This window comes from Streptomyces sp. NPDC057950, from assembly GCF_042887295.1.
GTDB classification, from domain to species: Bacteria; Actinomycetota; Actinomycetes; order Streptomycetales; family Streptomycetaceae; genus Streptomyces; species Streptomyces kaempferi.
The window spans coordinates 186,033-212,847 of sequence record NZ_JBHVPP010000019.1 but is presented as its reverse complement, the minus strand read 5'-3'; the positions used below and the strand labels follow the sequence as shown (position 1 = coordinate 212,847).

The window sequence follows — 26,815 nt, the reverse complement described above, 5'->3', positions numbered from 1 at the left end:
GGACGGGCTGGGGGTATGGCCTCGGCGGGAGGCCCCGCGCACGTCTGAGATCTTCGGCGCGAGTCCGGTCCTCCAGCGCGGCTCGGTTTCCGGCAGCGGTTCCATGTCCAGGGCCGCTCGGTTTCCGGCAGTGGTCCCCATGTCCAGCGCCGCTCGGTTTCCGGCAGTGGTCCCATGTCCAGCGCAGGTCTCTGGACCCCCGCATCGCCCGAAGGGCTCGTCCTCAAACGCCGGACGGGCTGGGGGTATGGCCTCGGCGGGAGGCCCCGCGCACGTCTGAGATCTTCGGCGCGAGTCCGGTCCTCCAGCGCGGCTCGGTTTCCGGCAGTGGTCCCCATGTCCAGCGTGGGTCTGCATGTTCGGCGCAGGCTCCTGGCTCCGGCGGTCGCCCGAAGGGCTCGTTCTAGAACGCCGGGCGGGCTGGGGGTATGGCCTCGGCCGGAGGCCCCCGCGCACGTTCGAGATCCGCCGCGTGAGCCCGCGCCGACAGCGCACCCCGGCCTCAGCGTGGGCCGGCGTCTCTGAGGTAGGCCCCGTCTCCGGCGTGGGCCTCCGTCTTCCGCGCGAGTCCGCGGTGCAGGTCCCGTCTCAGGTGTGCGGCCGTGGTTTCGGGGTGGGGCGGCAGGGCCCGGAGACGGGAGCGGGCCCGCCCCCGGGAGCCGGGGGCGGGCCCTTCTCGTCCTCGCGGTGGCACCGCCATGCAGCACCGCGAGGGGTTTGTGGGGGGCGACTCAGCCGAAGCGGCCCGAGATGTAGTCCTCGGTGGCCTGGACCGACGGGTTGGAGAAGATCCGCTCCGTGTCGTCTATCTCGATGAGGCGGCCGGGCTGGCCGACCGCGGACAGGTTGAAGAACGCCGTGCGGTCGGAGACGCGGGCGGCCTGCTGCATGTTGTGCGTCACGATGACGATCGTGAAGCGCTCCTTCAGCTCACCGATGAGGTCCTCGATGGCGAGGGTGGAGATCGGGTCCAGGGCCGAGCACGGCTCGTCCATGAGCAGGACCTGCGGCTCCACCGCGATCGCCCGCGCGATGCACAGTCGCTGCTGCTGGCCGCCGGACAGGCCCGAGCCGGGCTTGTTCAGGCGGTCCTTGACCTCGTTCCAGAGGTTCGCGCCCTTGAGGGACTTCTCGACGATGTCGCCGAGCTCGGACTTCCGGTAGGAGCCGTTGAGCTTGAGGCCCGCCGCCACGTTGTCGAAGATCGACATGGTGGGGAAGGGGTTGGGACGCTGGAAGACCATGCCGATCGTGCGGCGCACGGCGACGGGGTCGACGCCCTGGCCGTACAGGTCCTCGTCGTCCAGGAGGACCTTGCCCTCGACACGGCCGCCGGGGGTGACCTCGTGCATCCGGTTGAGGGTGCGCAGGAAGGTCGACTTGCCGCAGCCGGAGGGTCCGATGAAGGCCGTCACCGAGCGCGGCTCGACCGTCATCGAGATGTCTTCGATCGCCTTGTGGGCGCTGTAGTAAGCGGTCAGACCGCTTACGTCGATTCGCTTGGCCATGTCAGTCACTGCTTCTTTCGAGAGATTCGGGTCGCTGATTGGCCGCGTCAGCGGCCCGTCTTCGGGGCCTTCCAGCGGGCGATGCCGCGGGCCGCCAGGTTCAGGATCATGACGAAGGCGATGAGCGCGAGTGCCGCCGCCCAGGCCCTGTCGTAGGCCGCGCCGGAGCCGGCGCTGTTCGCGTACTGCTGGTAGATGTACAGCGGCAGCGAGGCCTGTGGGTCCGAGAACGGGTTGGTGTTGATGAAGTTCGTGCCCCAGACCAGGAGCAGCACCGGGGCGGTCTCGCCCGTGATGCGGGCGACCGCGAGCATCACACCCGTGGTGATACCGCCGATGGACGTCGGCAGGACCACCTTGAGAATGGTGCGCCACTTCGGGACACCCAGCGCGAGGGAGGCCTCGCGCAGCTCGTTCGGTACGAGCTTGAGCATCTCCTCCGTGGAGCGGACCACGACGGGCATCATCAGGATGGACAGGGCGAGCGAGCCGGCGAAGCCGGAGTAGCCCATGTCCAGGATCAGGATCCAGAAGCTGAGGATGAACAGGCCGGCGACGATCGACGGGATGCCCGTCATGACGTCGACGAAGAAGGTGACGGCCTTGGCGAGCTTGCCCCGCCCGTACTCCACCAGGTAGACGGCGGTGAGCACGCCGATCGGCACGGCGATCAGGGTGGCGATGCCGACCTGCTCCAGGGTGCCGATGATCGCGTGGTAGATGCCGCCACCGGTCTCGGTGTCGGCCACCACACCCATGGAGTGGGTCAGGAAGTAGATGTCGAAGACCTTCACGCCACGCTTGGCGGTCTCCCAGATCAGGGAGGCCAGCGGGACGATGGCGACGAGGAAGCAGACCCAGACGAGGCTGGTCGCGACCCGGTCCTTGGCCTGGCGGCGGCCCTCGACGCGGGCCGAGATGCCGTAGGTGCCGAGGATGAAGAGGATCGCGGCGATCAGGCCCCACTGGACCTTGCTGTCGAGGCCGCCCACCAGTCCGATGACCACGGCGAGGACGAGCGAGCCCACGGCGATCCCCCACGGGGACCACGAGGGGAGGCTGGCGCCGCGCAGGCCGCTGGGGCGCCTCTCGGTGACGGATGCGTGGCTCATGCGTTGGCCCCCGAGTACTCCTTGCGGCGGTTGATGATCATCCGCGCGCCGCCGTTGACCAGCAGAGTGATGACGAACAGGACGAGACCGGAGGCGATCAGCGCGTCCTGGCCGAGCGGGGTGGCCTCGCTGAACTTGCTCGCGATGTTCTGCGCGAAGGTGCCGCCGCCCGGGTCGAGCAGGCTGGCGTTGATCTCGAAGGTGGGCGAGAGGACCGTGGCGACGGCCATCGTCTCGCCGAGCGCGCGGCCGAGGCCCAGCATCGAGGCGGAGATCACGCCGGAGCGGCCGAAGGGCAGCACCGACATGCGGATGACCTCCCAGCGCGTGGCGCCGAGCGCGAGCGCGGCCTCCTGGATCATCAGCGGAGCCTGGCGGAAGACCTCGCGGCTCACGTTGGTGATGATCGGCAGGATCATGATCGCGAGCAGGACGCCGACGGTGAGCATCGAGCGGGGGGCGCCGCCCTGCCACTCGAAGATGCCGGTCCAGCCGAAGTAGTGGTCGAGCCAGCCGAACAGGCCGTCCATGTGCGGGACCAGGACGAGGGCGCCCCAGAGGCCGTACACGATGGACGGGACGGCGGCGAGCAGGTCGATCACGAACCCGATGGGGCCGCCGAGCTTGCGCGGCGCGTAGTGCGTGATGAACAGCGCGATGCCGACGGCGACGGGGACCGCGAGGGCCATGGCGATGATCGAGGAGACCACCGTGCCGAAGGCCAGCACCGCGATGCCGAAGCTCGGCGGCAGCAGGTTGGTGTTCCACTCGAACGTCGTGAGGAAGTTCCCGTGGTCCTCGCTGATCGCGTTGGCCGCGCGATAGGTGAGGAAGGCCGCGATGGCGGCCATGATCACCAGAAGGAAGATGCCGGACCCGCGGGAGAGGCCGAGGAAGACGCGGTCTCCGACGGGGGAGGCGCCGCGGTCGGCGATCTTCGTGCCGCGCGCGGAAGTCTGTGGGGTGGGAGGTGGGGCTTCAGTGTTCTGTGTCGTTATGTCCATGAGGATTCTCCGGTCTGCGGAACCGTAAGGGGTGGCGGCTCCAGGCGGCGGTGCACCGGACGGTGCGGCCCGCCTCGGTGAGGCGGGCCGCACACTCAGGTCAGCTCAGGCTCGAGACGGCGGCGCGAACCTTGGTGATGATCTCGGCGGGGATGGGCGCGTACTTGGCGTCGGTCAGAAGCTTCTGACCGTCCTCGCTCGCGATGTAGTTGAGGAAGGACTTCGTGGCGGCCAGGGTGTCGGCCTTGTTGCCCTTCTCGCAGACGATCTCGTAGGTGACCAGGGTGAGCGGGTAGGCGCCCTCGGTGGTCGGCTTGTAGTTCAGGCCGAGGGCCAGGTCGTTGCCGCTGCCCTTGACCTCGGCGCTGGCGATCGCCTTGGTGGCGTTCTCGACGCTGGCCTTCACCGGGGTGGCGGCGTCCGTCTTGAGGTCGACGGTGCTGATGCCGTCAGCGGCGTAGGAGAGCTCGAAGTAGGAGATCGCGCCGGCGGTCTGCTTGACCTGCTGGGCGAGACCGGCGGAGCCCTGCGCGGACTGGCCGCCCTTGGCCTGCCACGCCTTGCCACCGGAGTAGTTCCAGTCGGACGGGGCGACGGCCTTCAGGTACTTGGTGAAGTTGTCCGTGGTGCCGGACTCGTCCGAGCGGTGGAACGCCTGGATCTTGGTGCTGGGCAGCTTCGCGGTGGGGTTGAGCTTCGCGATCGCGGCGTCGTTCCACTTCGTGATCTTGCCGTCGAAGATCTTGGCGATGGTCGACGCGTCGAGGACGAGGCCGTCCACGCCCGGCAGGTTGTAACCGATCGCGATCGGGCCGCCGACCATCGGGAGGTCGATGGCCGGGTTGCCGCCACAGGCCTTCGCGGCCGCGGTGACCTCTTCGGGCTTCAGCGGGGAGTCCGAACCGGCGAACGCGGTCTGGCCCTGCGTGAACGCCGTCACACCGGCACCCGAACCCGTCGGGTTGTAGTTGATCTGGACGCCGGAGCAGGCCTGGGTGAACTCCTTCACCCAGGCGTCTATGGCGTTCTTCTGCGCGGAGGACCCGGAGGCCTGGAGCTGGCCCTTGGCGTCGTCGCACTTGATGGCGCTGGCGCTCGTCGCGGCAGAGGTCGCCTTGTCGCCACTGTTGCTCTTGCTGCCGGTGTCGTCCGAGCCGCACGCCGTGAGGGCCAGGGCGCCGGAGACGGCGACGGCACCGAGCGAGAGGGCGCGAAGCCGGTTCTTGCGCTGAAGCTTCACTTTTCGGGAGTTCCTTCCAGGAGCCGCCGTCGAGTGGCGGCGTGCGAAGTCGGTGGTAGACGGAAGCCGTGTCCCAGGGCTTGCCCGGGACGCGGTCCGCACCGCGTAAGGCCGAAATTAGGCAGAAGAGGTGAAGGCGTCGATGGCCATAAGTGAACGGAGGGTGAACCCCTGCGGTCGGTGCGGTGAGGTCACGGAACGCTTACGTCGAGGACACGGGGCGGTTTCCGACAACTCGGGTCGCATGGGTAACTCTAGGCAACCAGACGCAATCGTTCAGGTTTCGGCGCGGGAGGTGTGACGGGGCCGGATGGGGTGCTGTGCGGGCACATCGGGCGCACGGCCCCTCGTGCGGGCGCGGCGTCCCGACGGGGTGCGACGGCGTGCGCCGGCCTCAGGGTTCGTACCGGTCCGTACCTCATGGCCCGTACCGGTCCGTACCTCATGGCCCGTACGGCCTACGCGAGATGCAGCGAGTGCAGCAGCGCGTCGACCAGGTCGCGGTCCCTGGGTTGGGTCAGGCGGTGCCGGGCCGCGGGCGGCGGGAGCCACAGGACCCGGTCGACCTCGCTGTTCGGGCGGAAGCAGCCGTCCGCCGCCTCGGCCGCCCAGTAACGGACCTCCTTGGTGCGTCCGCCGACGAGATATCCGAGCGTCGGCAGGGTGGCGCCCGGCATCGCGGAGTACCCCGTCTCCTCCTCGACCTCCCGCAGCGCCCCCGCCAGGGCGTCCTCGGCGCGCTTGAGCTTGCCCTTCGGATGCGACCAGTCGTCGTACTTCGGACGGTGGACCAGACAGACCTCCAGCTCGCCGTCGACGGGCGAGCGGCGCCACAGGACGCAGCCCGCCGCCCGGATGATGTCGGTGCCGTCGGTCATGGGGTCTCCCTCAGGGGGTGCGTGCGGCTTCCTTCTGCCAGCTCTGCTGGAACGCGAAGCGCGCCGCCTCCACCTCGTGCCGCTGGTCCGCGTGGAGCACGCCGAGCGCGTACGCGGTCGCGGGCGCGATCCGCGGGGTGCGGGCCGCCGACGCCGCGGCCGCGGCCGCCTCGGCGGCGTCCCGGTGCCGGTCGAGGGCCTGACCGGCGCCGAGCAGCCGTACGTCGGAGGGGACGCCCTCCTGGTAGAGGCACTCGCGCGCGTAGCGGTGCAGCCGCAGCAGCAGCCGGACCTGGTGCCAGGGCGCGTCCTGGGGGTGGGGAGCGGCGTCCGCGGACAGACCGTGCACCAGGGCCTCCGCGTTGTACGGGTGACCCGCGGTGAGCAGCGGCAGCGCGGCGACCGCGTCGATGAGCCGGTCCTGTGCGGCGGCCGCCAGCGGGCGCAGGTCGGCCGCGGTGGCCGCCGTGGTGAGCGGTACCTCGCTCGCGAGGACGGCGACGCTGTCCGCGACCGCGTGGAAGCGGGAGGAACCCAGTGCCTGGAGTGCCGCCGAGTGCGCCCGGGTGCGGGCGAGGGTCAGCTGCCGGTCGAGCAGGGCGCCCGCCTTCGCCGCCCCGATGGTCAGGTGGCCCTTGGCGGGAATGTCGGAGCCCCCCGCGGTCTGCGTGGGGAAGCCGGTCGGGCCCGACAGCCGGTTCAGCGCGCCGAGCAGCCGCTCGAGCCGGGCCGCGTAGGCGTGCTCGCGCGCCAAGGTGCCCGACAGCCAGGCGAGTTCGGGGCGCATGCCCTCCGACCAGTCCGTGTCGAGGAGGGGCCGGAAGGTGTGCAGGGTGCCGCTGATGCGGCGGGCCGAGCGGCGCAGGGCGCGCGCCGCGTCGACCGAATCAGCCGAGCCGCCCGCCGCGGCGCCGGTCTCCCGGTGCTGCCGCAGCGAACGGAGGAACTCCGTGGCCTGGTCCCGCAGATAGTCCGCGAGGACCTCGCCGACGGGCGTACCGCCCTGCACGCGGGGGTCCCGCCGGTCGGGCGGGACCGCCAGCCGGGGTGAGGACCCGGCCGTGGGGTCGGTGGGGTCAAGGTGTTGCTGTGCCACGCCGGCGCCTCCGGGCGTCTATGAGCATCTCCTGGACGTTCCGCAGCGGTTGGCCATCCTGGTCGGTCGCATGCCGGGTCCATTCGCCGTCCGGGCCCAGGTGCCACGAAGCGGTGGTGTCCGACATCCCGGTCTCGAACAGCCGGCTGAGGGCTGCCCGGTGGGCCGGGTCGGTGATCCTGACCAGGGCCTCGATCCGCCGGTCGAGGTTGCGGTGCATCATGTCGGCGCTGCCGATCCACACCTCGGGCTCGCCGCCGTTGCCGAACGCGAAGACCCGTGAGTGTTCCAGGAAGCGGCCGAGCACGGACCGGACCCGTATGTTTTCGGACAGGCCCGTGACCCCGGGCCGGACCGCGCAGATGCCGCGCACCCACACGTCGACGGGGACTCCGGCCTGGGACGCGCGGTACAGCGCGTCGATGATCGCCTCGTCCACCATCGAGTTGCACTTGATGCGGACGTAGGCGGGGCGTCCCGCGTTGTGGTGCTGGACTTCCTTGTTGATCCGCGCGATCAGGCCGTCGCGCAGTGACTTGGGGGCGACCAGGAGCCGGCGGTAGGTCTCGCGGCGCGAGTAGCCGGAGAGCCGGTTGAAGAGGTCGGAGAGGTCGGCGCCGACCTGCGGGTCGGCGGTGAGCAGTCCGAGGTCCTCGTACAGCCGGGCGGTCTTGGGGTGGTAGTTGCCCGTGCCGACGTGGCTGTAGCGGCGCAGGGTGTCGCCCTCCTGCCGTACCACCAGCGACAGCTTGCAGTGGGTCTTCAGCCCGACGAGCCCGTACACGACGTGGCAGCCGGACTCCTCCAGCTTCCTGGCCCACTTGATGTTGGCCTGTTCGTCGAAGCGTGCCTTGATCTCCACGAGGACGAGGACCTGCTTGCCGGACTCGGCGGCGTCTATCAGCGCGTCGACGATGGGGGAGTCGCCCGACGTCCGGTAGAGCGTCTGCTTGATCGCCAGGACGTCCGGGTCGCTCGCCGCCTGCTCCAGGAATGCCTGTACGGAGGTGGAGAAGGAGTCGTACGGGTGGTGCAGCAGGACGTCGCGCTCGCGCAGGGCGGCGAAGATGTCGGGCGCGGACGCCGACTCGACCTCCGCGAGGTCGCGGTGGGTGCCCGCGATGAACTTCGGGTACTTCAGCTCGGGCCGGTCGAGGGCGCCGATGCCGAACAGGCCGGTGAGGTCCAGCGGGCCCGGCAGCGGGTACACCTCGGCCTCGGAGATCTTCAGTTCCCGTACCAGCAGGTCGAGGACGTACCGGTCGATGGACTCCTCGACCTCCAGGCGCACCGGCGGCCCGAAGCGGCGCCGCATGAGCTCCTTCTCCAGTGCCTGGAGCAGGTTCTCGGTGTCGTCCTCCTCGACCTCGAGGTCCTCGTTGCGGGTGAGGCGGAAGGTGTGGTGCTCGAGCACCTCCATGCCCGGGAAGAGCTCCTCCAGATGGGCCGCGATCACGTCCTCGATGGGGACGTAGCGGTCGGGGGAGGCCTCCAGGAAGCGGGAGAGCAGCGGCGGGACCTTGACGCGCGCGAAGTGCCGGTGGCCGCTGACCGGGTTCCGCACGACCACGGCGAGGTTCAGGGACAGGCCGGAGATGTACGGGAAGGGGTGCGCGGGGTCGACCGCCAGCGGGGTCAGGACCGGGAAGATCTGGTGCCGGAAGAGCGTGAAGAGGCGGGCCTGCTCCTTCTCGGTGAGCTCGCTCCAGCGGACCAGGTGGATGCCCTCCTCGGCGAGCGCGGGGGCGACGTCCTCCTGGTAGCAGGCCGCGTGCCGGGCCATGAGCTCGCGTGAGCGGGCCCAGATCATCTCCAGGACCTCACGCGGCTGCAGGCCGGAGGCCGACTTGGTGGCGACGCCGGTCGCGATGCGGCGCTTGAGGCCGGCCACCCGGACCATGAAGAACTCGTCCAGGTTGCTGGCGAAGATCGCCAGGAACTTCGCCCGTTCGAGGAGGGGCGTGCTCGGGTCCTCGGCGAGCTCCAGGACGCGTTCGTTGAACGCCAGCCAGCTGCGTTCCCGGTCCAGGAACCGCCCCTGCGGGAGCTGGATGCCGTCCTGCACCGTGTCCTCGTACGCGTCGAGGTCGGCGTCGAGGTCGGGCTCCAGGTCGGAGACGTTGGCGGCGACGGTGTGCGGCCGGTGCGCGGCGATGGAACCGACGGACGGCTGCGGGTGCTGGACCTGGGCCTGGGCGCTGGGCTGGTTCATGGACCCATTCTTCCGCGCCGGACGTGAGACCGGCGCGTCGGAGCGGGCGGGCGGCAGCGCGGCGAGACGGATGACGGCTCCCCGGCTCACGGTTTCGTCCGACCGGGAGTGTCCCTGGCGGGGCACGGACACGGGTTCGTCCGCCGTCGACGGCTGGGGCTCGTTCTCCGGTGGAGGCGAAGGCTCTGGCGCGGCGGGCTTCATTGGCTGAGCGTCGCAAGCCCGTCTGAATCGATGGTTACGGCGACATGACGTGCGGGATATCGGGGAGCGGCCCCCGGACGTCCAGTGGTCCGGGGGCCGCGTACGTCCCCACCCCCGTGGAGGGCGTACGGACAGGTCGCGGCGGCTGATTCCGCCCCCGCCCCGCAGCGCCGGGGGCGGGGTCTACGCGGTGCGGCGGCGCAGCAGCCGGAAGGCGGTGGCGGTGGCCGCGGTGGCGACGGCGAGGACGATGCCGGTCTCCGCCAGGTGGAGGGGCCAGAAGTGGGAGACCGGGTGGTAGACCGAGTAGTGACCGGTGATCCCGTGGTCGGCCGCGCAGAGTCGGATCCGCGCGGCCGTACCGACGCAGTGCCCGTACTCGGGGTTCGCGACCCGGTGGCCGTGGACGAGCACCCCGTTCTCCAGCTGCCAGGCCCGGTGGGGGAGGCCGGCCGAGGTGACGCCGGTCCGGGTGACCTTGGGCCACAGGTCGGCGCGGAAGGTCCCCAGGATCTGGTTGAGCAGCAGCATCGCGGCGAGGGTGACGCCGAGGGCGGGCAGCGCGCGTCCCAGCAGCAGGCCGGCGAGCGCGCCCACGGCCAGGGCGCACAGGGCGTACGCGATGGTCGCGGGGCCGAGGGCGACGAAGGTGCTGAAGCCGCTCCAGCCGTTGTCCATCCGGTCCGGGTTGTTCGACCAGACCCAGCGGAACAGCGCTACGAGCACCGTGCCGCCGAGCGTGAGGGCCAGCGCGGGTACGGCGAGCTTGGCGGTCAGCCAGCGCACCGGCGACACCGACTGGGTCCAGGCGAGCTGTGCGGTGCCCGACTCCAGTTCCCGGGCGACCAGGGAGGCACCCGCCCAGGCGGCCACGGCGCAGAAGGAGAAGCACAGCGCGAGGCCGCCCCAGCGGATGGTGTCGCCGTAGAAGAGGGTGGCGGTGAGGGAGCAGGTGTCGTGGTGCGCGCAGCGGGCCAGCTCCGCGCGGGCCCTGTCGGCCTCGATCCCGACGGCCCACACCAGGCGCCCGGCGACGACGGCCACGAAGGCGCCCCACAGGACGAGTGCCGGGCGGTGCACGCGCAGGACGGTCCACGGGAGTCCGCTGACGGTGTTCACCGGCGGGCCTCCTTCGGGGCGGCGCCGACCTGCCGGGTCAGCAGTCGGAAGGCGACGAGGACGGCGAGCGCGGCGAGGGCCAGGACGATCCCGGCCGCCACCCACTGGAGGGGCCAGTAGTGGGAGTACGGGTGGGAGTCGCGGTAGAAGCCGACGGCGCGCAGTTTCGCGTACAGCTCGCGGCACGGGGTGCTGAGGTCGCTGCCGCAGTGCGGGTCGGCGAGGCGGCCCCCGGTGGAGGTGAGGAGACCTTCGTCGACGGTGATGCCGAGGCCCGTGGGGCCGTTGTGGTGCAGGTCGGTGACGGTCCGCACCGTCGGCCACAGGTGCGGCAGGGCCAGACCGGTGCCGAGACCGACGGCGGCCGTGCAGAGCACCGACAGGGCGAGCGCGGCCAGCGAGCGGCGCAGTGCGAGGCCGGTCAGCGCGCCGGCGGCCAGACCGAACAGGGCGAGGGCGACGGTGGTCGGGCCGTTGGCGTGGAAGGTGAGGGCGTCGGTCCAGTCCTTGGCGGTGTCGATCCGGCTCTGGCTCCTGCGCCAGGTCCGCTGGTGCAGCAGGACCAGCAGGCTCGTCCCGGCGGTGACGAGTGCGGCCGGGAGGGCCAGCTTGACCGCGAGCCAGCGGGCCGGGGAGACCGACTGGGTCCAGGAGAGCCGTGCGGTGCCGGTCTCCAGTTCACGGCCGAACAGCGACGCGCCCGCCCAGGCGGCGACGAGGAACGGCACGCAGGTCACCGCGATGGTGGCGTACTGGGAGAAGGACTTGTAGACGAGGAGCGAGTCCTGGTCGTAGGCGCAGGTGGCCTTCTGGCAGTGGTTGTACTGCCGCCAGGCGGTGGCCGCCGCGTCCATCGCCGGGCCGTGCAGCCACAGCAGCAGGCCGGTGAGGACGGCGAACAGGCCCGCCCCGGCGTACAGGGCCGGGCGGTGCAGCCGCAGCACCGTCCGGACCAGGCCGAGCGAGGCGGACGGGCGGCGGACGGGTGCCGCCGGGGTGCCGGTGGTGGCGTGCGCGGTCATACGGCGGGCTCCTGGGCGCGGGCGGGAGTGAGGATCAGCGCGGGGGCCGCGGGGTTGCGCAGGTGTGCGAGGACCAGCTCCTCCAACGAGGGCGTGGTGGCTCCGGCGTCGGCGGGGTACGGGCCCTGCGGGCGGATCAGGGCGGTCTGCTGGCGACCCGTGGTGCGGGACTCGACGACGGTGTGCGGGGCGAGGTCGCGGACCGGGCCGGTGGTCAGGGAGTGCGCGGCCAGCAGGTCGTCCAGATCGCCCGCGAGCCGTACCCGGCCGTCGCCTATCAGCAGCAGGTAGTCGCAGGAACCCTCCAGTTCGGCGACGACGTGCGAGGACATCACGACCGTCGTCCCGTACTCGGCGGCCTCGGCCATCAGGGTGCCCATCAGCTCGTGCCGGGCGAGCGGGTCGAGGTCGGCCATCGGCTCGTCCAGGAGCAGGAGTTCGGGCCGTTTGCCGAGTGCGAGGGCGAGGGCCACCCGGGTGCGCTGGCCGCCGGAGAGCGCGCGGATCCTCTTCTCCGGGTCCAGGCCGCCGACCTCGTACGCGATCCGTCCGGCGACCCGGTCGTCCCAGCGGGCGGGGTTGAGCTCCCGGCCCAGGCGCAGTGTCTGGGCCACGGTGAGCTGCGGGTACAGCGGCTTGTCCTGGGCGACGTACGCGACGCGCTCGCGGGCGGCGGCCGGGTGGGTGCCGAGCACCGTGAGGGCGCCCTCGGTCGGGGCGAGCAGACCGGCCGTTTGGGACAGCAGGGTCGACTTGCCCGCGCCGTTGGGACCGACGACGGCGCAGACGCGTCCCGCGGGGAGCCGGAAGGAGCACGCGCGCAGTGCCCAGCTCCCGCGTCGCCCGAAGCGCTTGCCGAGCCCGGCCGCCTCGATGGCGGTGTTGCTCATTCCTGATCTCCCTTGGTGTGTTCCTGAATGAAGCGGTCGTCTAGTGCGGAGGCGAAGAGCGCCGCCATGTCGTCCCGGCCGAGCCCCGCCTCGCGGGCCCGTGTCACCCAGGCGTCCAGTTCGGCGCGCAGGGGCGAGTCGGCCGGGGCGGTGATGCCGAGCGAGCGGCGTACGAAGGTGCCGAGGCCGCGTCTGGCCTCGACCAGTCCCTCCCGCTCGAGCTCGCGGTAGGCCTTGAGGACGGTGTTCGGATTGATCGCGGTGGCTTCCACGACCTCGCGGGCGGTGGGGAGCTTGTCACCGGGTTCGAGCAGGCCCAGGCGGAGGGCCTGCTTGGTCTGCTGGACAATCTGGACGTACGTGGCGACACCGCTGCGCCGGTCGATGCGGTACTCAACCACTCGCAACCACCCTTTCACTAATTGAGTAGTGAAAGGGTGGTGCAGGAGGGTGCCCTGAGTCAAGTGCGAAATCCGTCGGCGAGAACGTGAACCGATCGCCGGGGCTCGTCCGATGAGGTGACGTGAGGGAAACGAGAAGCGACGGGGAGCTGCTGCGGGCCATCGCGGCGGACGGGGACCGTCGCGCCTTCGAGGAGCTGTACCGGCGATACGCGCCGTGGCTGACCGCGCGCCTGCGCGGCAGGTGCGCGGACGCCGGGGTGGTCGACGACGTCGTACAGGAGACGTTCCTCGCCGTCTGGCGCGGCACCGCGCGCTACCGGGAGGAGGGCGACGCGGCCGGCTGGCTCTGGCGCGTCGGTTCCCGGCGGCTGATCGACACCCTGCGCGGCGACGGCGCACGCGGCCGGATGCGGCAGGCCCTGGCCCGCCTGCGCCACCGGGACGAGGCGTCCGCCGAGGAACGCGTGCTCGCGGGGGTGGAGCACGGAGACCTCGCGGGCGCCCTGGTCCGGCTCTCGCCCGAACTGCGTGCGGTGCTCCAGGCCACGGTGATCGACGGCCTCACCACCAGGGAGGCGGCCGTCCTGCTCGGCATTCCGCCCGGCACGGTCAAGACGCGGGCCCTGCGGGCGCGCAAGCAGCTGCGGGAGGCGCTGGCATGAGCGGCATCGACAAGGACACCGGCACCGCCTGGCACGTGCCGGAGGAGGACATCCGGGCCTACGCGCGAGGTGAACTCGACCCGCCCCGGCTCTGGTCCGCGGACACCCACCTCGCCACGTGCGCGCACTGCCGCGAGACGCTCGCCGCGGCGGCCGACCCGGTCGCGCTGGACGCCGGGTGGGAGCGGCTCGACGCCGAACTGGACGCGCCCCGGCCGCGCCTGTTCGAGTCACTGCTGCTGCGCATCGGCGTCGCCGACCACACCGCGCGCCTGCTGGCGGCCGCACCCGTACTGCGCCGCTCCTGGCTGGGAGCGGTCGCCGCCGTCCTGGTCATGACCGTGGCGGCGGCCGACTCGGCGCAGTCCGCCGGCGCGCCCAACGTGTTCCTGGCCCTCGCACCGCTGCTCCCGCTCGCCGGGGTCGCCCTGTCGTACGGGCCCGTGCTCGACCCGACGTACGAGATGGCGGTCGTCTCACCGACACACGGATTCCGGTTGCTGATGATCCGCACGCTCGCCGTGCTGACCGTCGTCCTCGGCCTGAACGGAATCGCCACCCTCGCCCTGCCCTCGTACGGGCTGCGCGCCCTGGCCTGGCTGCTGCCCGCGCTGGCCCTCACCGGGACCGGGCTCGCGCTGACGCCCCGGCTGGGCCCGGTGCTCGCGCCCGGCCTGGTCGGCACGGTGTGGGTGACGCTGCTCGCGGCGACGGCGTCGTCGGCCGGGCCCCACCACGGGGCACTCGCGCCGTTCACACCGGCCGGGCAGGGCGTCGCCGCCGCGGTGGCCGTGCTGGCCGCCGGGCTGCTGTACCTGGCGCGCGACGGGTTCGACGCGTCGTCCCCCTGGAAGCCGTTCCGGGGGTTCACCCGAGGAGGCACGGGATGACGGACCGCACACCACCCGCCCAGACCGCGCCGGTCGCGCCCGTCGCGCCCGTCGCGGCGGTCACCCGGAGGGAGCGGCGGCTGCGCCTCCTGAAGGCCGTGCTGCTGATGGCCCTCTCCCTCGCGGCGTTCGCGGCCGAGCTGCTCCACCTGCTCCTCTGCGCCCCCGGCCGCCACCGCCGACGGTTGTCCGGAGCGGACATCGGCTGGGACTCGGGAAGCGGTGACGGCGGGGGCGACGGATGAGGACGCCCGCGGCCGCCTCCTTGGCCCACCCCTCCTTGGCCCACCCCTCCTTGGCCCTCTTGGCCCTCTCGGCCCTCTCGGCCCCTTCCGGGCTTTCCGCCTCCCCCTTCGCCTCTTTCCGTTCCTCCGTCCTGTTCTTCGACCACTCCCGCAGGAGCGCCGTATGACCCCCACCGTCTCCGCCTCCGGGCTGAGCCTCCGCTACGGCAGGACACCCGCCCTCGATGACGTGTCGGTGCGGCTCCAGGAAGGGGTCACCGGACTCATCGGTCCCAACGGGGCCGGAAAGACCACCCTGTTGCGGGTGCTCGCCACCGCCGTGCCCGCCGACCGGGGAGCCTTCACCGTGCTCGGACACGACCCGGCCACGACGGCCGGCCGCCAGAACGTCCGGCGCACGCTCGGCTATCTGCCGCAGGCCCCCGGATTCCACCCGGACTTCACGGCCTTCGAGTTCGTCGACTACGTGGCGATCCTGAAGGAGCAGACGGACCGTACGGCCCGGCACGGCGAGGTGCGCCGGGTCCTGGAGTCCGTCGACCTCACCGACGTACGCGGCAAGCGGATCAAGAAGCTGTCCGGCGGCATGCGCCAGCGGGTCGCACTGGCCGCGGCCCTCGTCTGCGACCCCGGATTCCTCGTCCTCGACGAACCCACCGTCGGCCTCGACCCCGAACAGCGCATGCGCTTCAGGGAGATGATCGCCCAGGCGGGAGAGAAACGCACCGTTCTCCTCTCCACCCACCAGACCGAGGACGTCGCGATGCTCTGCCACCGCGTCATCGTGATGGCCAGTGGACGCGTCCTCTTCGAGGGCACCCCCGCCGACCTGGCCGCGCGCGCCGCCGGCCATGTGTGGAGCAGCGCCGAGCGCGACCCGGCGGCACACGCCGGATGGCGTACGGGCACGGGTACCTTCCGCAACGTCGGCGACCCGCCGCCGGGCGCCGCACTCCTCGAACCGACCCTGGAGGACGGATACTTGCTCACCCTCGACGGCGTGCCCGCGGAGGTGACGGCGGGATGAGCACCGTACTGGAGACCCCCGCCAAGGCCGTCGGGCCGGCGCGGGAGCCGCACCCCTGGGCGGCCGTGGCCGCTCTCGCCCGCTTCGAGGCACGTGAGCTGCGCCTCTATCTGTCCTTCCTCGGTGTCGCGCTGCTGTACGTCGCCTGGATCGTGTGGCAGTGCGTGAGCCGGACGGGCGACTACCCCGTGCTCCAGGACGTCGACCGGGCCACCCAGAGCATGCCGATACTCGTCGGCCTCTCGGTGATGCTGTGCGTCAACCGCGCCGTCCGGCGCTCCCACCGCGACGACACGGACCGCCACTTCGCGGTGCTGGTCGTCGAGCCGTGGCGGCGTACCGTCGCCCACGTCCTGTCCGTCGTCCCGGCGGCCCTGTTCGTCGCGGTCTGCGTCACCGTCCAGTTCACCTGGGAGGCGCTGAAGCCCGGTGCCGTCGGGCACGGCTCACCGGCCGAACTGGCCGTCGGCCCGCTGACGGTCCTGCTGTTCGGCGCGCTCGGTGTCCTCCTCGGCCGTCTGGTCCCTTCCGCCGTCGCCGCGCCGGTCCTCCTCGTCTTCCTGCTCTTCACCCAGGCGCTCGGCGGGAGCGTCTCCGGCGGGACCGGCTGGACGGACTGGCTGTCCCCGGTCGTCATCGAGACCGGCGCCAGGCCCTTCCCCTCCGACCTGCTGGGCCGCCCCGCCGCCTGGCACGCGCTGTACCTCCTCGGGCTCGCCCTGTTCGTGGCCGCTCTCGCCGTGCTGGTCGGCGGCGGACGCACGAGGGCCGTCCAGGGGGTCCTCGCGGGGGCGCTCGCCCTGACGCTGGTGGGCGCTGTCGCACAGTCCGGCGGTACCCCGGCCGCGACGGTCGCGGCCCGCGAACGGGCCTCGCTCACCCCCGAGAAGGTCCAGACGTGTCTGGAGCACGGCACCTCGATGTACTGCGCCTTTCCTGAATGGAAGGGACGCACGGCCGACTGGGCCGCGGTCGTCGACCGGGTCCGGGGCCTCGCGGGGGGCGCCGCGTGGGGAGAGCGGCTGACCGTGCGCCAGCGCGTCGACGCCCGCTCCGGGTTGGCGGACGACCCCGCTCTCGACGCGTCCACCGTGCCCGGCCAGGTGACCGTGGGCACCGCCTGGGGCGGCAACCGGGTCACGGAGTTCGCGGTCGCCGTCGCGTCCGTCCTGGTCGCGGGGGACGAGAAGGCGGGCAGCGCGGTGTGCGACGCCCGCATGGTGACCATCATGTGGCTGGCGCTGGGCGCGGAGTCCGACCCGATGACCCTCTTCCGCGACGTCCGCCTCGACGACAGCGTCACGGGCTCCGCCGTCGTCCTGGCCCCCACGGAACCGCTCTCCATGACCAGCGAACAGACCCGGATCGTGCGGGAGTTGCTGAAGATGCCGCGCTACGGCGTCACCGCCAAGGTGAAGGCCCACTGGTCGCAGCTGACCTCCCCCAAGACCTCGACGGCCCGGGTAGCGGAGCTGCTGGGGGTGCCGGCCAGGACGGGGGCGGACACGGATCCGGTCGGTGACCCGTGCGAGGGATGACCACGCCGGACATGGTCCGCGCCCTTCTGCGGCCCGTCTGGCGCACTCTGCCCCGGAGGGCCCTCGCGGCCTGCGGCGGTCTCGGGCTCCTGCTGGCAGGGATCCCGCGCCTGCTGTCCGGTCAGCCGGATCCGTGGCTGTGTCTCAATCTGCTGCGGGGAGCCGCGCTCGTCCTCGGTGTGGGCCTGGCGTTCCTGCTGGACGACCCGGCGCGGCACACCACCGCGGCGGTACCGGCCCGCAGGCCGCTGCGCAGCGGCCTGCGGATGGCGCTGGTGGCCCCGGCCGCCGCGCTCTGGTGGACGGTCGCGCTGCTCCTCGTACCGGGGCGGGCGCGGCCCCCGGCCGGCGCCCTCACGCTGGAGGCGGCCGCGATCGCCGTGACCGCCCTGGCCGCCGCGTCCGCCGCCGTGCGGTTCACGGAGCGGGCCGAGCCGGGGCCGGCCGTCGCGACGGGGCTGCTGGTCGTCGCCATGACGGTGCCGACCCTGCTGCTGCCCGAGCGGTGGGCGCTGGTCGTGTCCGTGAACGACCCGCACTGGTACGCCGCGCACGAGCGGTGGGCGGCGATCCTGGCCGTGGCGGCACTGCTCTGCGCGGTGTGCTGCACCGAACCGGCACGGACGTGGCGCCCGGCATCCCTCGCCCCACGCTGACGGCCCCGGCCCCGGGCCCTCGGCCCCGGTCCCCTCGGCCCCTGGCCCAGGTACCTCGGCCCCTGGCCCAGGTACCTCGGCCCCCGGCCTCTCGGCCTCGGCCCCCGGCCCCTCGGCCCCCGGCCCTCTGCCCCCGGCCTCTCGGCCTCGGCCCCCGGCCCCTCGGCCCCCGGCCCTCTGCCCCCGGCCTCTCGGCCTCGGCCCCCGGCCCCTCGGCTCCCGGCCCCTCGGCCCCGGGCCCCCGGCCCAGGAGCGTCGGCCTCTCGGCCCCCGGCCCCCCGGCCTCCCGGCCCCTCGGCCCCGGGCCTCCGGCCTCCCGGCTCCGGCCTCCCGGCCCCGGCCTCCCGGCCCCGGCCTCCCGGCCCCGGCCCAGGTACGCCGGCGCAGCAACCCCGGTAAGTGGAGCTCCGCCCGGTGAACGCCGGGCCCTGCCGCCTGGTGAGTCGGCTCGCACGGCGGCCGGTCCCCACCCTCGGGTGCGCCGGTCCGTGCCCGGGGTGCGGCCTGCCCCACCCGGGGTGCGCCGGTCCCGCTCGGGGTGCGCCGGTCCGCCCGGGTGCGTGGGGATTCGCCCCGGGCGTGTCGGCCCCGCACAGGTCCGCCCGGACTCGGTAGGGCCGGTCCCGCCCCGGGTACGTGGTCTCCGCCCAGCTCCGTCAGGACTCGCTGCGGTACATCAGGTCCGTCTCGTGGGTGACGAAACCGAGCCGCTCGTACACGGCCACCGCCGCGCTGTTGTCGGCGTCGACGTAGAGCATGGCGGTCGGCAGGGCCTGCGCCGCGAGATGGCGGAGCCCGATCGTGGTGAGGGCCTTGCCGAGCCCGCCGCCCTGGGCGGCCGGGCTGACCCCGAGGACGTAGACCTCGCCGAGGCCCTCCGTGGCGTGGACCTTCGTCCAGTGGAAGCCGACGAGTTCGTCGCCGCGCAGGGCGAGGAAGAACCCGGCCGGGTCGAACCACGGCTCGGCCATGCGGTCGTCCAGGTCGCGCTGGGTGAGGGCGCCCTGCTCGGGATGGTGGGCGAAGGCCTCGGCGTTCAGGGCGAGCCAGGCGGCGTCGTCCCGGCCCGGCACGAAGGCACGGACGCGCACTCCGTCCGGGAGCTTCGGCTCGGGCAGGTCGAGGTCGGTCAACGGCCTTCGCAGCTGGCGCAGTTCACGGAAGAGGGTGAGTCCGAGGACCTGGGCGAGATGCCGGGCCGCGGAGTGCCCGCCGTGCGCCCACACCCGCAGCCGCTTGCCGGACTCGGCGAGCAGCGCCGAACCCAGCGCCCGTCCGTGGCCGTGCCCGCGGTACGCCGGGTGCACGACCAGCTCGGCGGCCGGGGCCTCCACCGGATCGGTGTCCTCCAACTGGGCGTACCCGACCAGCACGTCGCCGAGGGTCAGCAGCAGGTGCCGTACGCCCTCGCGCGCGCCGCCCTTCAGCTGGAGCCGACCCTGCTCGGAGACCGCCTGCTGTCCGTCGGCCAGGGCGGCCTCCGAGAGGAGCCGGAGCACATCCTCGGCCCGCGCCGGGGAGAGCGCGGCGGAGGTCTCGATGGAGCGGGAGAGCGCGGGAGGTGCGGAGTCGTCGCTGGTCATGGATACGAGGGTACGGCGCGGTCATTTCCGGACAAGGAGTTGGGCGGGGTGGATGTGGATCGTGGCGGGGCGGACGGCATCCCGGACGGCGCGGCGCGACACGGCGAGCAGTCGGGTGTCCCCCCGGGCGTCCACGCGCGTGCGTCCGCCGGTGCGGCGATGGCAACCAGTCCGTAACCCCGAACCCCCTGGTGTGCTACGCGCGTTGATTCTAAAGTGCGTGCAAAGCCACAGCCGTCGCACAGTGATCGTGGCACTCGTAGCTCTCACCGTTTCTCCAGGGGGGACCCCATGCCGCCGACGTTCCGGAACAGACGTACTCATCGCCTCCTCGCGGGCGCCGCGGGCCTGGCCACCGTCGCCGCCCTGGCCGCCGCGCTGCCGGCGAGCGCGGGGCAGGACAGGGCGACCGCCCGGCACCACCACGGCAGCGGCCGCTACCAGGACGTACAACTGCTGTCCTTCAACGACCTGCACGGCAACCTGGAGCCGCCGTCCGGTTCCTCCGGCCGGGTCACGGAGCTGCAGGCGGACGGGTCGGCGAAGTCGATCGACGCGGGCGGTGTCGAGTACCTCGCCACGCACCTGCGCGACGCCCGCAAGGGCGAGAAGTACTCGATCACGGCCGCCGCGGGTGACATGGTCGGCGCCTCCCCGCTGCTCTCCGGGCTCTTCCACGACGAGCCGACGATCGACGCGCTGAACAAGCTCGACCTGGACGTGACGAGCGTCGGCAACCACGAGTTCGACGAGGGTGCCAAGGAGCTGGCCCGCCTGCAGAACGGCGGCTGCCACCCCACGGACGGCTGTTACGACAAGAAGGCGAGGTTCAAGGGCGCCGACTTCCCCTACCTCGCCGCGAACGTCACCGGCGAGAAGACCGGCAAGCCGATCCTCAAGCCCTACTGGGTGTGGAAGAAGAACGGCGTCAAGGTCGGCTTCATCGGGGTGACCCTCGAAGGCACCCCGAACATCGTGTCGGCGGAGGGCGTCAAGGGTCTCAAGTTCGGTGACGAGGTCGAGACGATCAACAAGTACGCCAAGGTGCTCCAGCGCCAGGGCGTGAAGTCGATCGTCGCGCTGATCCACGAGGGCGGTGCGCCCGCCTCCACGGCGTACAACTACGACTGCGACAGCCCCGGCGCGGGTGACGGCATCTCCGGCCCGATCGTCGACATCGCGAAGAACGTCACGCCGGCCGTGGACGCGCTGGTCACCGGCCACACCCACCAGGCGTACGCGTGCACGATCCCGGACCCGGCGGGCAACCCCCGGATGGTGACGTCGGCCTCCTCCTTCGGCCGTCTCTACACGGACACCACGCTGACGTACGACCGCTGGACGGGCGACATCGCGCGTACGGCCGTGAAGTCCGCGAACCACGTGGTCACCCGTGACGTCGCGAAGGCCGCCGACATGACTGGCCTGATCGCGAAATGGAACACCCTCGCCGCCCCCATCGCCTCGCGCCCCATCGGTTACATCGCGGGCGAGATCGGCAACGCCGGCACCGAGTCCCCGCTCGGCGACATGATCGCCGACGCGCAGCTCGCGTACGCCAGGTCGGTCGACCCGGAGGCCGACATCGCGCTGATGAACCCGGGCGGCATCCGCGCCGGGCTCACCTACACCGCGAGCGGCGGCGAGGGCGACGGAGTGGTGACGTACGGGGAGGCGTACACGGTGCAGCCGTTCGCCAACACCGTCAACCTGGTGAGCCTCACCGGCGCCCAGCTGATCACCGCACTCCAGCAGCAGGTCAGCGGAGCCAACGAGGCCGCGCCGAAGATCCTGCAGATCTCCAAGGGCCTGACCTACACGCTGGACCTCACCAGGACGGGCGCCGCCCGCGTGGTGGCCGGCTCGGTCAAGCTCGACGGCACGGCGATCGACCCGGCGGCCGGCTACCGCGTCGCGATGAACTCCTTCCTCGCTGGCGGCGGTGACGGCTTCGCCGAACTCGGCAAGGGCACGAACGTCCTGGTCGGCGGCGACGACCTGGCCGCCTTCGAGACCTACCTGACGGCCAACTCCTCCGCCACGGCGCCGTATCCGGTGCCCTCGGCGGACCGTGTCACGGTCGTCCGGTAGCCGCCGGGGCCGGACACCGGCACCGGCGAAGATCGTGAAGTAGATCGCATCCGGACGGTTGCGGTTGCGGTCGGGGGCGGTACGCATGGTCGGATGAGACGATGCGTACCCCCCACCGCATGACAGCACAGCCCTTTCCGGACGACCACCGGCCCAACCCGTACGACCACTCGTACGACCTCCGGGACGACCCGCCGGACCGCCACCCGAACCCGTACGACGAACTGGGCGCCCTCGGTGGCGCGGGCCCGCTGGAGGACTTCCTCCACGAGGACGGGCCGGAGAACGGGCCCGACGGCCCGCCCTACGAGGAGCCGGACGAGGCGTGGGCCCCGCCCAACCACCGTCGGGGCAGCCGGCGCCGCCGCGGGCACCTCGCGGGAGCGCCGTTCGTGATGAAGGCGGCCGTCCTCGTCGTGACCCTCGCCGCGTTCCTCACGCTCGCCGACCGCTGGGCGCTGCTGTACGCCGAACACAGGGCCTCGCGGACACTCGAGGACCAGCTGCACCTGACCGCCGCGCCCGAGGTCGAGATCGGGGGCTTCCCCTTCCTGACCCAACTCGCCGACGACCGGCTGGACTCGGTGCGGGTGACCGTGCCGGACGTGGCCGCCGACCGGGTCTCCCTGGCGAAGGTGTCGGCGACCGCGACACGGGTACGGCTGGACAGCGACGGACCGGCCGACGTGCACGGCGCCCGCATCCCCGAGCTGCACGGCGAGGCACTGCTCTCCTTCGACGACCTGAACCGCGAACTCGGCTCCTCCCAAGTGACGTTCACCGGACACGGCCGCGACCGGGTGCGTGCGCGCGGCACCCTGCCGGTCGCCGGGCACGACCTGGGACTGAGGGCCGACGCGCGCATCCGCCGCGACGGGACGCGCGGCATCTCCACCCACATCGACGGAATGCGGCTGGACATCGGTGACCTGGCGACGTACCGCCCCGGCGCCCGCGCTTCCGAGGGCCTCCACCTCACCCCGCGCTCGGCGGCCCGCCTCGCCGGCCAGACCGCCAGGGCGAGGGCGCTGCTGTCCGTCCCGTCGGTCGTCCACAGGCTCGGGGTCCCGGACACGGCGGTGCGCCGGGCGCTGCGCGACGACACCGAACTCGCCTCCCTGACGGGGTCGCGGACCTTCGTCCGGCAGGCGATGCGCCTGAACCTCCTCGACGTGGCGGCGGCCCACCCCGAGCTGCTGAAGCGGCTGGGGCTGGACCCGGCTCTGCTCGACGGCCTCTCCCGCCTGACCCGCCCCGTCCTCGTCGACCGGCTCTCGCTCGGCTTCCGCCTGCCGCGTCCGGCGGACGGACGGATCCGGCTGCGGGACGTACGGGTGGGGCGGGACGGGATACGGGTCGACGTGACGGGGACGGGACTGTCGGTCGGGCGTTGACGAGAACCCCGCGCCGCGCCGTTCGTGCAAACGGCGACCGTGTCCTCCTGGACGCGCTCACGGGCCGGCCCGTGCCGAACGGCGTCTCGCCGGGCCGGCCCGGGGGTGGGTCCGTGAGCGGGCCGCCGCGGTCACTCCTGGTCGAGGGCGGTCTCCGGCGGCGGTGTGGGCACTCCCGGGAGCCGGACGGTCACCGCGGTGCCGCCGCCCTCGGCCGGCCGCAGGAAGACCTCGCCGCCCGCCTGCTGCACCGTCCGCGCCACTATCGACAGCCCCAGACCCGAGCCGGGGAGCGCACGGGCGGACGGGGAGCGCCAGAAGCGGTCGAAGACGTGCGGGAGTTCCTCGGCGGGGATGCCGGGTCCGTGGTCGCGGACGGTGAGTTCGCCGGCCTTGAGGGTGACGTCGATGGCCTCGCCCTCGGGGCTGAACTTCACCGCGTTGTCGAGGATGTTGACGACGGCCCGCTCCAGCGCGGTGGGCTCCGCCCGGACGTACCAGGGCTGGAGGTCCGCCGTGATGGTCAGTTCGGGTCCGCGCAGGCGGGCGCGGCGCAGGGCCGCCTCGACCGTGTCCTGGAGCGGGACCGTCGGCACGGTGTTCGCCTGCTGGCCCGCGTCCGAACGCGAGAGTTCCTGCAGGTCGCCGATGAGCGAGGCCAGCTCGGTCATCTGGGCCTTGACGGAGGCGAGGAGTGCCCTGCGGTCGGCCGGGGGGATCGGACGGCCCGTCTCCTCGCTTCGGGTGAGGAGCTCTATGTTCGTACGCAGCGACGTGAGCGGTGTACGGAGTTCGTGGCCGGCGTCCGCGATGAGCTGCTGCTGCAGCTCGCGGGAGCTGGCCAGCGCGGACGTCATCGAGTTGAAGGAGCGGGAGAGGCGGGCGATCTCGTCCTCGTTGTCCGCCTCGACCGGGATGCGGATCGAGAGGTCCTCCGTGCGGGCCACGTGCTCGACGGCCTCGGTGAGCTTGTCGACGGGACGCAGGCCCGCCCGCGCGACCGCGAGGCCCGCCGCGCCGGCGCCGACCACACCGATCCCGGAGACCAGCAGCAGGACGAGGGCCAGGTCGTTGAGGGTGGACTGGGTGCTCTTGAGGGGAACGGCCACGAGGTAGGCGCGGTCGCTGTACAGCACCCGGGTGTCGGGGAGTTCGCCGGGAACGTTCCTGACGAGGAGCGGCATCGTCAGGACCCGTACGTCGTTGCCCTTGTTGTCGGTCCCGTTCCGCGGCGTGCCCTGGTGGAGCTGCGGCTGCGGGTGCTTGGCCACGGCCTTGTCGCCGTCGGTCACCTGCACCGTGCCCGCCGAGAAGTCGAAGACGCAGACGGTTCCGTCCGAGCCGATCACCTGGGCGTAGTCGTCGAAGCGTCCTTGGAAGCCGTTGTCGTTGCGCGGTTCCTTGTGGCAGTCGTTGAGGACGGCCTGGACCAAGGCGTACTGCTGGGCCGGCCGCTGGTCCTGGAGGTTCTTGTCGATCTCGTCGTACAGCTTCCCGCGCACGATGAACCAACAGGTCACCGAGACCGCCGCCACCCCGAAGGCCACCGCGGCCGCCACCAGCAGCGCCAGCCGGGAACGGATCGGCAGGGATCTGAACCGCCTGATCACTCCGCGCCGCCCGAGCGGAGCACGTACCCGACCCCTCGCACCGTGTGCACGAGCCGCGGCTCACCGCCCGCCTCGGTCTTGCGGCGCAGGTACATGACGTAGACGTCGAGGGAGTTGGAGGACGGTTCGAAGTCGAAGCCCCAGACGGCCTTCAGGATCTGCTCGCGGGTGAGGACCTGGCGGGGGTGCGCGAGGAACATCTCCAGGAGGGTGAACTCGGTGCGGGTCAGTTCCACGGCCCGGCCCGACCGGGTGACCTCGCGTGTCGCGAGGTCCATCCGCAGGTCGCCGAAGGTGAGCGCGTCCTCGTCCGGGGCGGCACCCGCCGTCGCCGCGTACGAACTGCGCCGCAGCAGGGCCCGGACCCGGGCGAACAGCTCGTCCAGCTCGAAGGGCTTGACGAGGTAGTCGTCGGCGCCCGCGTCGAGGCCGGTCACCCGGTCCCCGACCGTGTCACGGGCCGTGAGCATGAGGATGGGGGTCGTCGTGCCGGCTCCGCGCATCCGGCGGGCGGCCGTCAGGCCGTCCATCCGGGGCATCTGGATGTCCAGGACGACCAGCTCGGGACGGTAGGCGGTCGCCTTCTCCAGCGCGTCCGCGCCGTCGACCGCGACCTCGGTGTCGTATCCCTCGAAGGCGAGGCTGCGCTGGAGGGCCTCGCGCACCGCGGGCTCGTCGTCGACGATCAGGATGCGCTGGGGTTCACGGTCGCCTTCGGCGGGGCTCATGGGCGGGAGTCCTCGGGTGCGGTGGGGTGGTGGGTCCTACGGCCTTCAGCGTCGCACGTTTCCGGGCGGGGGCGGAAAGCATCAGCGGGTGAAGAAACGTCCGAGTCGGTGAGTAAAGGGATCGGATGGGGCGGAAACGTCATGTACCGCCGTGAAACGTTCAGCCCGACAGTGCGGTGAGCCTGTTCAGCGGGACCTTGCGGCGGTGCGGGCGGGTGGCGGGGGTACGCAGGCCCATCAGCTGCGGGACGGCGGCCGGGAGCGCCACCTCGGGCGCCCGTGGCACCGGCAGGTGCAGTTCACGGGCCACGGCGAGGGCCAGGTCGAGCCCGGCCGGGTCGCCGCCCTCGCGGGAGTGCGTGACCGGGGAAATCCGAGAGATCCGCTTCCTGATCATGTCGACCTCCTGGTGTGCTGTGCTGTGCTCTCGCCGGTGTGTGCTCTCGTCAGCTGTCGGAGCCGCCGGCCCGCAGGTTCGCGAGGTCGGCCTTGACGGTGTTGACCGGGATGGCGAAGCCGAGGCCCACGCTGCCCGCCCCCGACGAGCCGGACGAGGAGTCCGAAGCCGCCGAGTACATCGCGGAGTTGATGCCGACGATGTTGCCGTTCATGTCGATCAGCGCGCCGCCGGAGTTGCCGGGGTTCAGGGACGCGTCGGTCTGGATCGCCTTGTACGTGGTGGTCGAGGAGCCGGTGTCGCCGTTGAACTGACGGCCGCCGAACGAGAACGGCCACTGGCCGCTGTCGCCGCCCTGCTGTTGCTGCCGGCCCTGGCTCTCGTCGGTGGAGACGGTCACGTCCCGGTCGAGGGCCGAGACGATGCCGCTGGTGACGGTTCCGGTCAGGCCCTCGGGGGAGCCGATCGCGACGACGTCGTCGCCGACCTGGACACCGTCGGAGTTGCCGAGCGTGGCGACCTTCAGACCGGAGGGCGCGTCCGCCATCTCGATGAGCGCGAGGTCCTTCTTGCTGTCGGTGCCGACGACCTTCGCGGTGTAGGACTTCCCGTCGTTCAGCCGCACCTTGATCGCGGAGGCGCCCGAGACGACGTGGTTGTTGGTGACGATCTCGCCGCCGGACGTGATGATCACGCCCGAACCGGTCGACGAACCGGCGTTCGAGGTCGCGCTGACCTCGACGATGCTGGGGCTGACCGCCTGGGCGACGCCGGCGACGGTGCCCCTCTTGGCCGTGGGCACCACGGTGGTGCTGGTGCTGCTGGACACGGTGTCCTTGCCGGTCAGCTCCTGGATGCCGTACGCCGTGCCACCCCCGATGACGGCGGCGACGATCGCGACCGCGGCGATCAGGGCCAGTGGGCCCCTCGCGGGCTTCTTCCGCGCGGTCCCGGGCGGCACGGGAGCCGCGGACCGCACCGCGGTGGAGCCGTCCGGCGGGCCCGGGTGTCCCGGGTGGGCACCGCTTCCGCCGCCATGACCGCCGGCCGCGCCGTTGCCGACCTGACCGGAGCCCGGCCACACCGTGGTGCCCGGTTCGACGGCGACCGGCGGGGCCGGCGCGTACGCCGGCGGGGGCGGCCACTCGGGGTTCACGGGGGAGGGGGCGGAGGCAGGCTGCTGCTGGAGGTACGGGGACTGGTGGTCGTCGCCCTGGGGGTACTCGCCGCTGCGGCGGAAGCTCTCGGTCATGAAATGAGACTCCCGCGCGATCATGAGAGCTCCCTGAGTCCCCGCTGAGAAGC

Annotated in this window: 24 protein-coding genes; 8 read left to right on the top strand and 16 right to left on the bottom strand. The window is 72.2% G+C overall.

The genetic code is table 11. The features are described from left to right. Positions 1–731: 731 nt before the first annotated feature. From pstB to ACFVTC_RS29300, 11 genes are all read right to left on the bottom strand, one after another. Positions 732–1,508 (bottom strand): phosphate ABC transporter ATP-binding protein PstB, encoded by a 777-nt coding sequence (gene pstB / locus ACFVTC_RS29350; protein ID WP_390131498.1) that lies wholly within the window; start codon positions 1,506–1,508, stop codon positions 732–734. Between the two features lie 47 nt (positions 1,509–1,555). Then, a complete protein-coding gene (gene pstA, locus ACFVTC_RS29345) occupies positions 1,556–2,620 on the bottom strand; it encodes a phosphate ABC transporter permease PstA (protein ID WP_390131497.1) in 1,065 nt (354 codons plus the stop codon). After that, the gene (gene pstC, locus ACFVTC_RS29340) at positions 2,617–3,624 is read right to left on the bottom strand and encodes a phosphate ABC transporter permease subunit PstC (protein WP_390131496.1); all 1,008 of its coding nucleotides are present in this window, start codon (positions 3,622–3,624) and stop codon (positions 2,617–2,619) included. Before pstC ends, pstA begins: the two co-directional genes overlap by 4 nt. 100 nt (positions 3,625–3,724) lie before the next feature. After that, a complete protein-coding gene (gene pstS, locus ACFVTC_RS29335) occupies positions 3,725–4,864 on the bottom strand; it encodes a phosphate ABC transporter substrate-binding protein PstS (protein ID WP_390131495.1) in 1,140 nt (379 codons plus the stop codon). Between the two features lie 458 nt (positions 4,865–5,322). Continuing rightward, positions 5,323–5,742, bottom strand: a complete 420-nt coding sequence (locus tag ACFVTC_RS29330; RefSeq protein WP_390131494.1) for an NUDIX hydrolase — start codon at positions 5,740–5,742, stop codon at positions 5,323–5,325. 10 nt (positions 5,743–5,752) lie between these two features. Next, on the bottom strand, positions 5,753–6,838 hold the full coding sequence (locus ACFVTC_RS29325) for a CHAD domain-containing protein (RefSeq protein WP_390131493.1): 1,086 nt from the start codon (positions 6,836–6,838) through the stop codon (positions 5,753–5,755). Then, positions 6,819–9,050 (bottom strand): RNA degradosome polyphosphate kinase, encoded by a 2,232-nt coding sequence (locus tag ACFVTC_RS29320; RefSeq protein WP_187285603.1) that lies wholly within the window; start codon positions 9,048–9,050, stop codon positions 6,819–6,821. Before ACFVTC_RS29320 ends, ACFVTC_RS29325 begins: the two co-directional genes overlap by 20 nt. 387 nt (positions 9,051–9,437) lie before the next feature. Beyond that, positions 9,438–10,373 (bottom strand): hypothetical protein, encoded by a 936-nt coding sequence (locus ACFVTC_RS29315; RefSeq protein ID WP_390131492.1) that lies wholly within the window; start codon positions 10,371–10,373, stop codon positions 9,438–9,440. After that, the gene (locus tag ACFVTC_RS29310) at positions 10,370–11,395 is read right to left on the bottom strand and encodes an ABC transporter permease (RefSeq protein ID WP_390131491.1); all 1,026 of its coding nucleotides are present in this window, start codon (positions 11,393–11,395) and stop codon (positions 10,370–10,372) included. Before ACFVTC_RS29310 ends, ACFVTC_RS29315 begins: the two co-directional genes overlap by 4 nt. Beyond that, positions 11,392–12,285 (bottom strand): ABC transporter ATP-binding protein, encoded by an 894-nt coding sequence (locus ACFVTC_RS29305; protein ID WP_390131490.1) that lies wholly within the window; start codon positions 12,283–12,285, stop codon positions 11,392–11,394. Before ACFVTC_RS29305 ends, ACFVTC_RS29310 begins: the two co-directional genes overlap by 4 nt. Beyond that, a complete protein-coding gene (locus ACFVTC_RS29300; protein ID WP_390131489.1) occupies positions 12,282–12,686 on the bottom strand; it encodes a GntR family transcriptional regulator in 405 nt (134 codons plus the stop codon). The genes ACFVTC_RS29305 and ACFVTC_RS29300 overlap by 4 nt, the downstream gene beginning before the upstream one ends. 122 nt (positions 12,687–12,808) lie before the next feature. On the opposite strand from ACFVTC_RS29300, the gene ACFVTC_RS29295 reads away from it, so the two are divergent. The 6 genes from ACFVTC_RS29295 (at position 12,809) to ACFVTC_RS29270 (ending at position 17,707) form a co-directional block, all read left to right on the top strand. Beyond that, positions 12,809–13,351, top strand: coding sequence for an RNA polymerase sigma factor (locus ACFVTC_RS29295; protein WP_329288737.1), 543 nt, complete (start codon positions 12,809–12,811; stop codon positions 13,349–13,351). After that, positions 13,348–14,241: an anti-sigma factor family protein gene (locus tag ACFVTC_RS29290; RefSeq protein WP_390131488.1), complete on the top strand. Its 894-nt coding sequence runs from the start codon at positions 13,348–13,350 to the stop codon at positions 14,239–14,241. Before ACFVTC_RS29295 ends, ACFVTC_RS29290 begins: the two co-directional genes overlap by 4 nt. Then, entirely contained in the window at positions 14,238–14,486 is a 249-nt protein-coding gene (locus ACFVTC_RS29285; protein WP_390131487.1) for a hypothetical protein, read from the top strand. Before ACFVTC_RS29290 ends, ACFVTC_RS29285 begins: the two co-directional genes overlap by 4 nt. A 163-nt stretch (positions 14,487–14,649) precedes the next feature. Beyond that, positions 14,650–15,513, top strand: coding sequence for an ABC transporter ATP-binding protein (locus ACFVTC_RS29280; protein WP_390131486.1), 864 nt, complete (start codon positions 14,650–14,652; stop codon positions 15,511–15,513). Next, complete coding sequence (locus ACFVTC_RS29275; RefSeq protein WP_390131485.1) at positions 15,510–17,051, top strand: ABC transporter permease; 1,542 nt, start codon at positions 15,510–15,512, stop codon at positions 17,049–17,051. Before ACFVTC_RS29280 ends, ACFVTC_RS29275 begins: the two co-directional genes overlap by 4 nt. Continuing rightward, positions 17,048–17,707: an ABC transporter gene (locus ACFVTC_RS29270; RefSeq protein WP_390131484.1), complete on the top strand. Its 660-nt coding sequence runs from the start codon at positions 17,048–17,050 to the stop codon at positions 17,705–17,707. The genes ACFVTC_RS29275 and ACFVTC_RS29270 overlap by 4 nt, the downstream gene beginning before the upstream one ends. 656 nt (positions 17,708–18,363) lie before the next feature. Here the strand turns inward: ACFVTC_RS29270 and mshD are convergent. After that, positions 18,364–19,290: a mycothiol synthase gene (mshD, locus tag ACFVTC_RS29265; protein WP_390131483.1), complete on the bottom strand. Its 927-nt coding sequence runs from the start codon at positions 19,288–19,290 to the stop codon at positions 18,364–18,366. Positions 19,291–19,581: 291 nt separating this feature from the next. Here mshD and ACFVTC_RS29260 point away from each other — a divergent pair, with 291 nt between their 5' ends. Further along, positions 19,582–21,381 carry a bifunctional metallophosphatase/5'-nucleotidase gene (locus tag ACFVTC_RS29260; RefSeq protein WP_390131482.1) on the top strand — a complete coding sequence of 600 codons (1,800 nt, stop codon included), beginning with the start codon at positions 19,582–19,584 and terminating at the stop codon, positions 21,379–21,381. 101 nt (positions 21,382–21,482) lie between these two features. Then, entirely contained in the window at positions 21,483–22,775 is a 1,293-nt protein-coding gene (locus ACFVTC_RS29255) for a DUF2993 domain-containing protein (protein ID WP_390131481.1), read from the top strand. Positions 22,776–22,906: 131 nt separating this feature from the next. Here the strand turns inward: ACFVTC_RS29255 and ACFVTC_RS29250 are convergent, their stop codons facing one another. The 4 genes from ACFVTC_RS29250 to ACFVTC_RS29235 form a co-directional block, all read right to left on the bottom strand. Continuing rightward, positions 22,907–24,385 carry a sensor histidine kinase gene (locus ACFVTC_RS29250; RefSeq protein WP_390131480.1) on the bottom strand — a complete coding sequence of 493 codons (1,479 nt, stop codon included), beginning with the start codon at positions 24,383–24,385 and terminating at the stop codon, positions 22,907–22,909. Then, positions 24,382–25,113, bottom strand: a complete 732-nt coding sequence (locus ACFVTC_RS29245) for a response regulator transcription factor (RefSeq protein WP_390131479.1) — start codon at positions 25,111–25,113, stop codon at positions 24,382–24,384. Before ACFVTC_RS29245 ends, ACFVTC_RS29250 begins: the two co-directional genes overlap by 4 nt. Positions 25,114–25,273: 160 nt before the next feature. Further along, positions 25,274–25,510, bottom strand: a complete 237-nt coding sequence (locus ACFVTC_RS29240) for a hypothetical protein (RefSeq protein ID WP_168528815.1) — start codon at positions 25,508–25,510, stop codon at positions 25,274–25,276. A 49-nt stretch (positions 25,511–25,559) separates the two neighbouring features. Next, positions 25,560–26,762 (bottom strand): S1C family serine protease, encoded by a 1,203-nt coding sequence (locus ACFVTC_RS29235; protein ID WP_390131478.1) that lies wholly within the window; start codon positions 26,760–26,762, stop codon positions 25,560–25,562. Positions 26,763–26,815: the final 53 nt, after the last annotated feature.

What these genes read in the sequence shown, in the direction of transcription:
- ACFVTC_RS29245 (WP_390131479.1), bottom strand. Translation starts at nt 25,113, where the DNA reads ATGAGCCCCGCCGAAGGCGACCGTGAACCCCAGCGCATCCTGATCGTC.
- pstC (WP_390131496.1), bottom strand. Translation starts at nt 3,624, where the DNA reads ATGGACATAACGACACAGAACACTGAAGCCCCACCTCCCACCCCACAG.
- ACFVTC_RS29320 (WP_187285603.1), bottom strand. Translation starts at nt 9,050, where the DNA reads ATGAACCAGCCCAGCGCCCAGGCCCAGGTCCAGCACCCGCAGCCGTCC.
- ACFVTC_RS29270 (WP_390131484.1), top strand. Translation starts at nt 17,048, where the DNA reads ATGACCACGCCGGACATGGTCCGCGCCCTTCTGCGGCCCGTCTGGCGC.
- pstA (WP_390131497.1), bottom strand. Translation starts at nt 2,620, where the DNA reads ATGAGCCACGCATCCGTCACCGAGAGGCGCCCCAGCGGCCTGCGCGGC.
- ACFVTC_RS29330 (WP_390131494.1), bottom strand. Translation starts at nt 5,742, where the DNA reads ATGACCGACGGCACCGACATCATCCGGGCGGCGGGCTGCGTCCTGTGG.
- ACFVTC_RS29310 (WP_390131491.1), bottom strand. Translation starts at nt 11,395, where the DNA reads ATGACCGCGCACGCCACCACCGGCACCCCGGCGGCACCCGTCCGCCGC.
- ACFVTC_RS29235 (WP_390131478.1), bottom strand. Translation starts at nt 26,762, where the DNA reads ATGACCGAGAGCTTCCGCCGCAGCGGCGAGTACCCCCAGGGCGACGAC.
- ACFVTC_RS29275 (WP_390131485.1), top strand. Translation starts at nt 15,510, where the DNA reads ATGAGCACCGTACTGGAGACCCCCGCCAAGGCCGTCGGGCCGGCGCGG.
- ACFVTC_RS29260 (WP_390131482.1), top strand. Translation starts at nt 19,582, where the DNA reads ATGCCGCCGACGTTCCGGAACAGACGTACTCATCGCCTCCTCGCGGGC.
- ACFVTC_RS29255 (WP_390131481.1), top strand. Translation starts at nt 21,483, where the DNA reads ATGCGTACCCCCCACCGCATGACAGCACAGCCCTTTCCGGACGACCAC.
- mshD (WP_390131483.1), bottom strand. Translation starts at nt 19,290, where the DNA reads ATGACCAGCGACGACTCCGCACCTCCCGCGCTCTCCCGCTCCATCGAG.
- ACFVTC_RS29305 (WP_390131490.1), bottom strand. Translation starts at nt 12,285, where the DNA reads ATGAGCAACACCGCCATCGAGGCGGCCGGGCTCGGCAAGCGCTTCGGG.
- ACFVTC_RS29280 (WP_390131486.1), top strand. Translation starts at nt 14,650, where the DNA reads ATGACCCCCACCGTCTCCGCCTCCGGGCTGAGCCTCCGCTACGGCAGG.
- ACFVTC_RS29285 (WP_390131487.1), top strand. Translation starts at nt 14,238, where the DNA reads ATGACGGACCGCACACCACCCGCCCAGACCGCGCCGGTCGCGCCCGTC.
- ACFVTC_RS29290 (WP_390131488.1), top strand. Translation starts at nt 13,348, where the DNA reads ATGAGCGGCATCGACAAGGACACCGGCACCGCCTGGCACGTGCCGGAG.
- pstB (WP_390131498.1), bottom strand. Translation starts at nt 1,508, where the DNA reads ATGGCCAAGCGAATCGACGTAAGCGGTCTGACCGCTTACTACAGCGCC.
- ACFVTC_RS29240 (WP_168528815.1), bottom strand. Translation starts at nt 25,510, where the DNA reads ATGATCAGGAAGCGGATCTCTCGGATTTCCCCGGTCACGCACTCCCGC.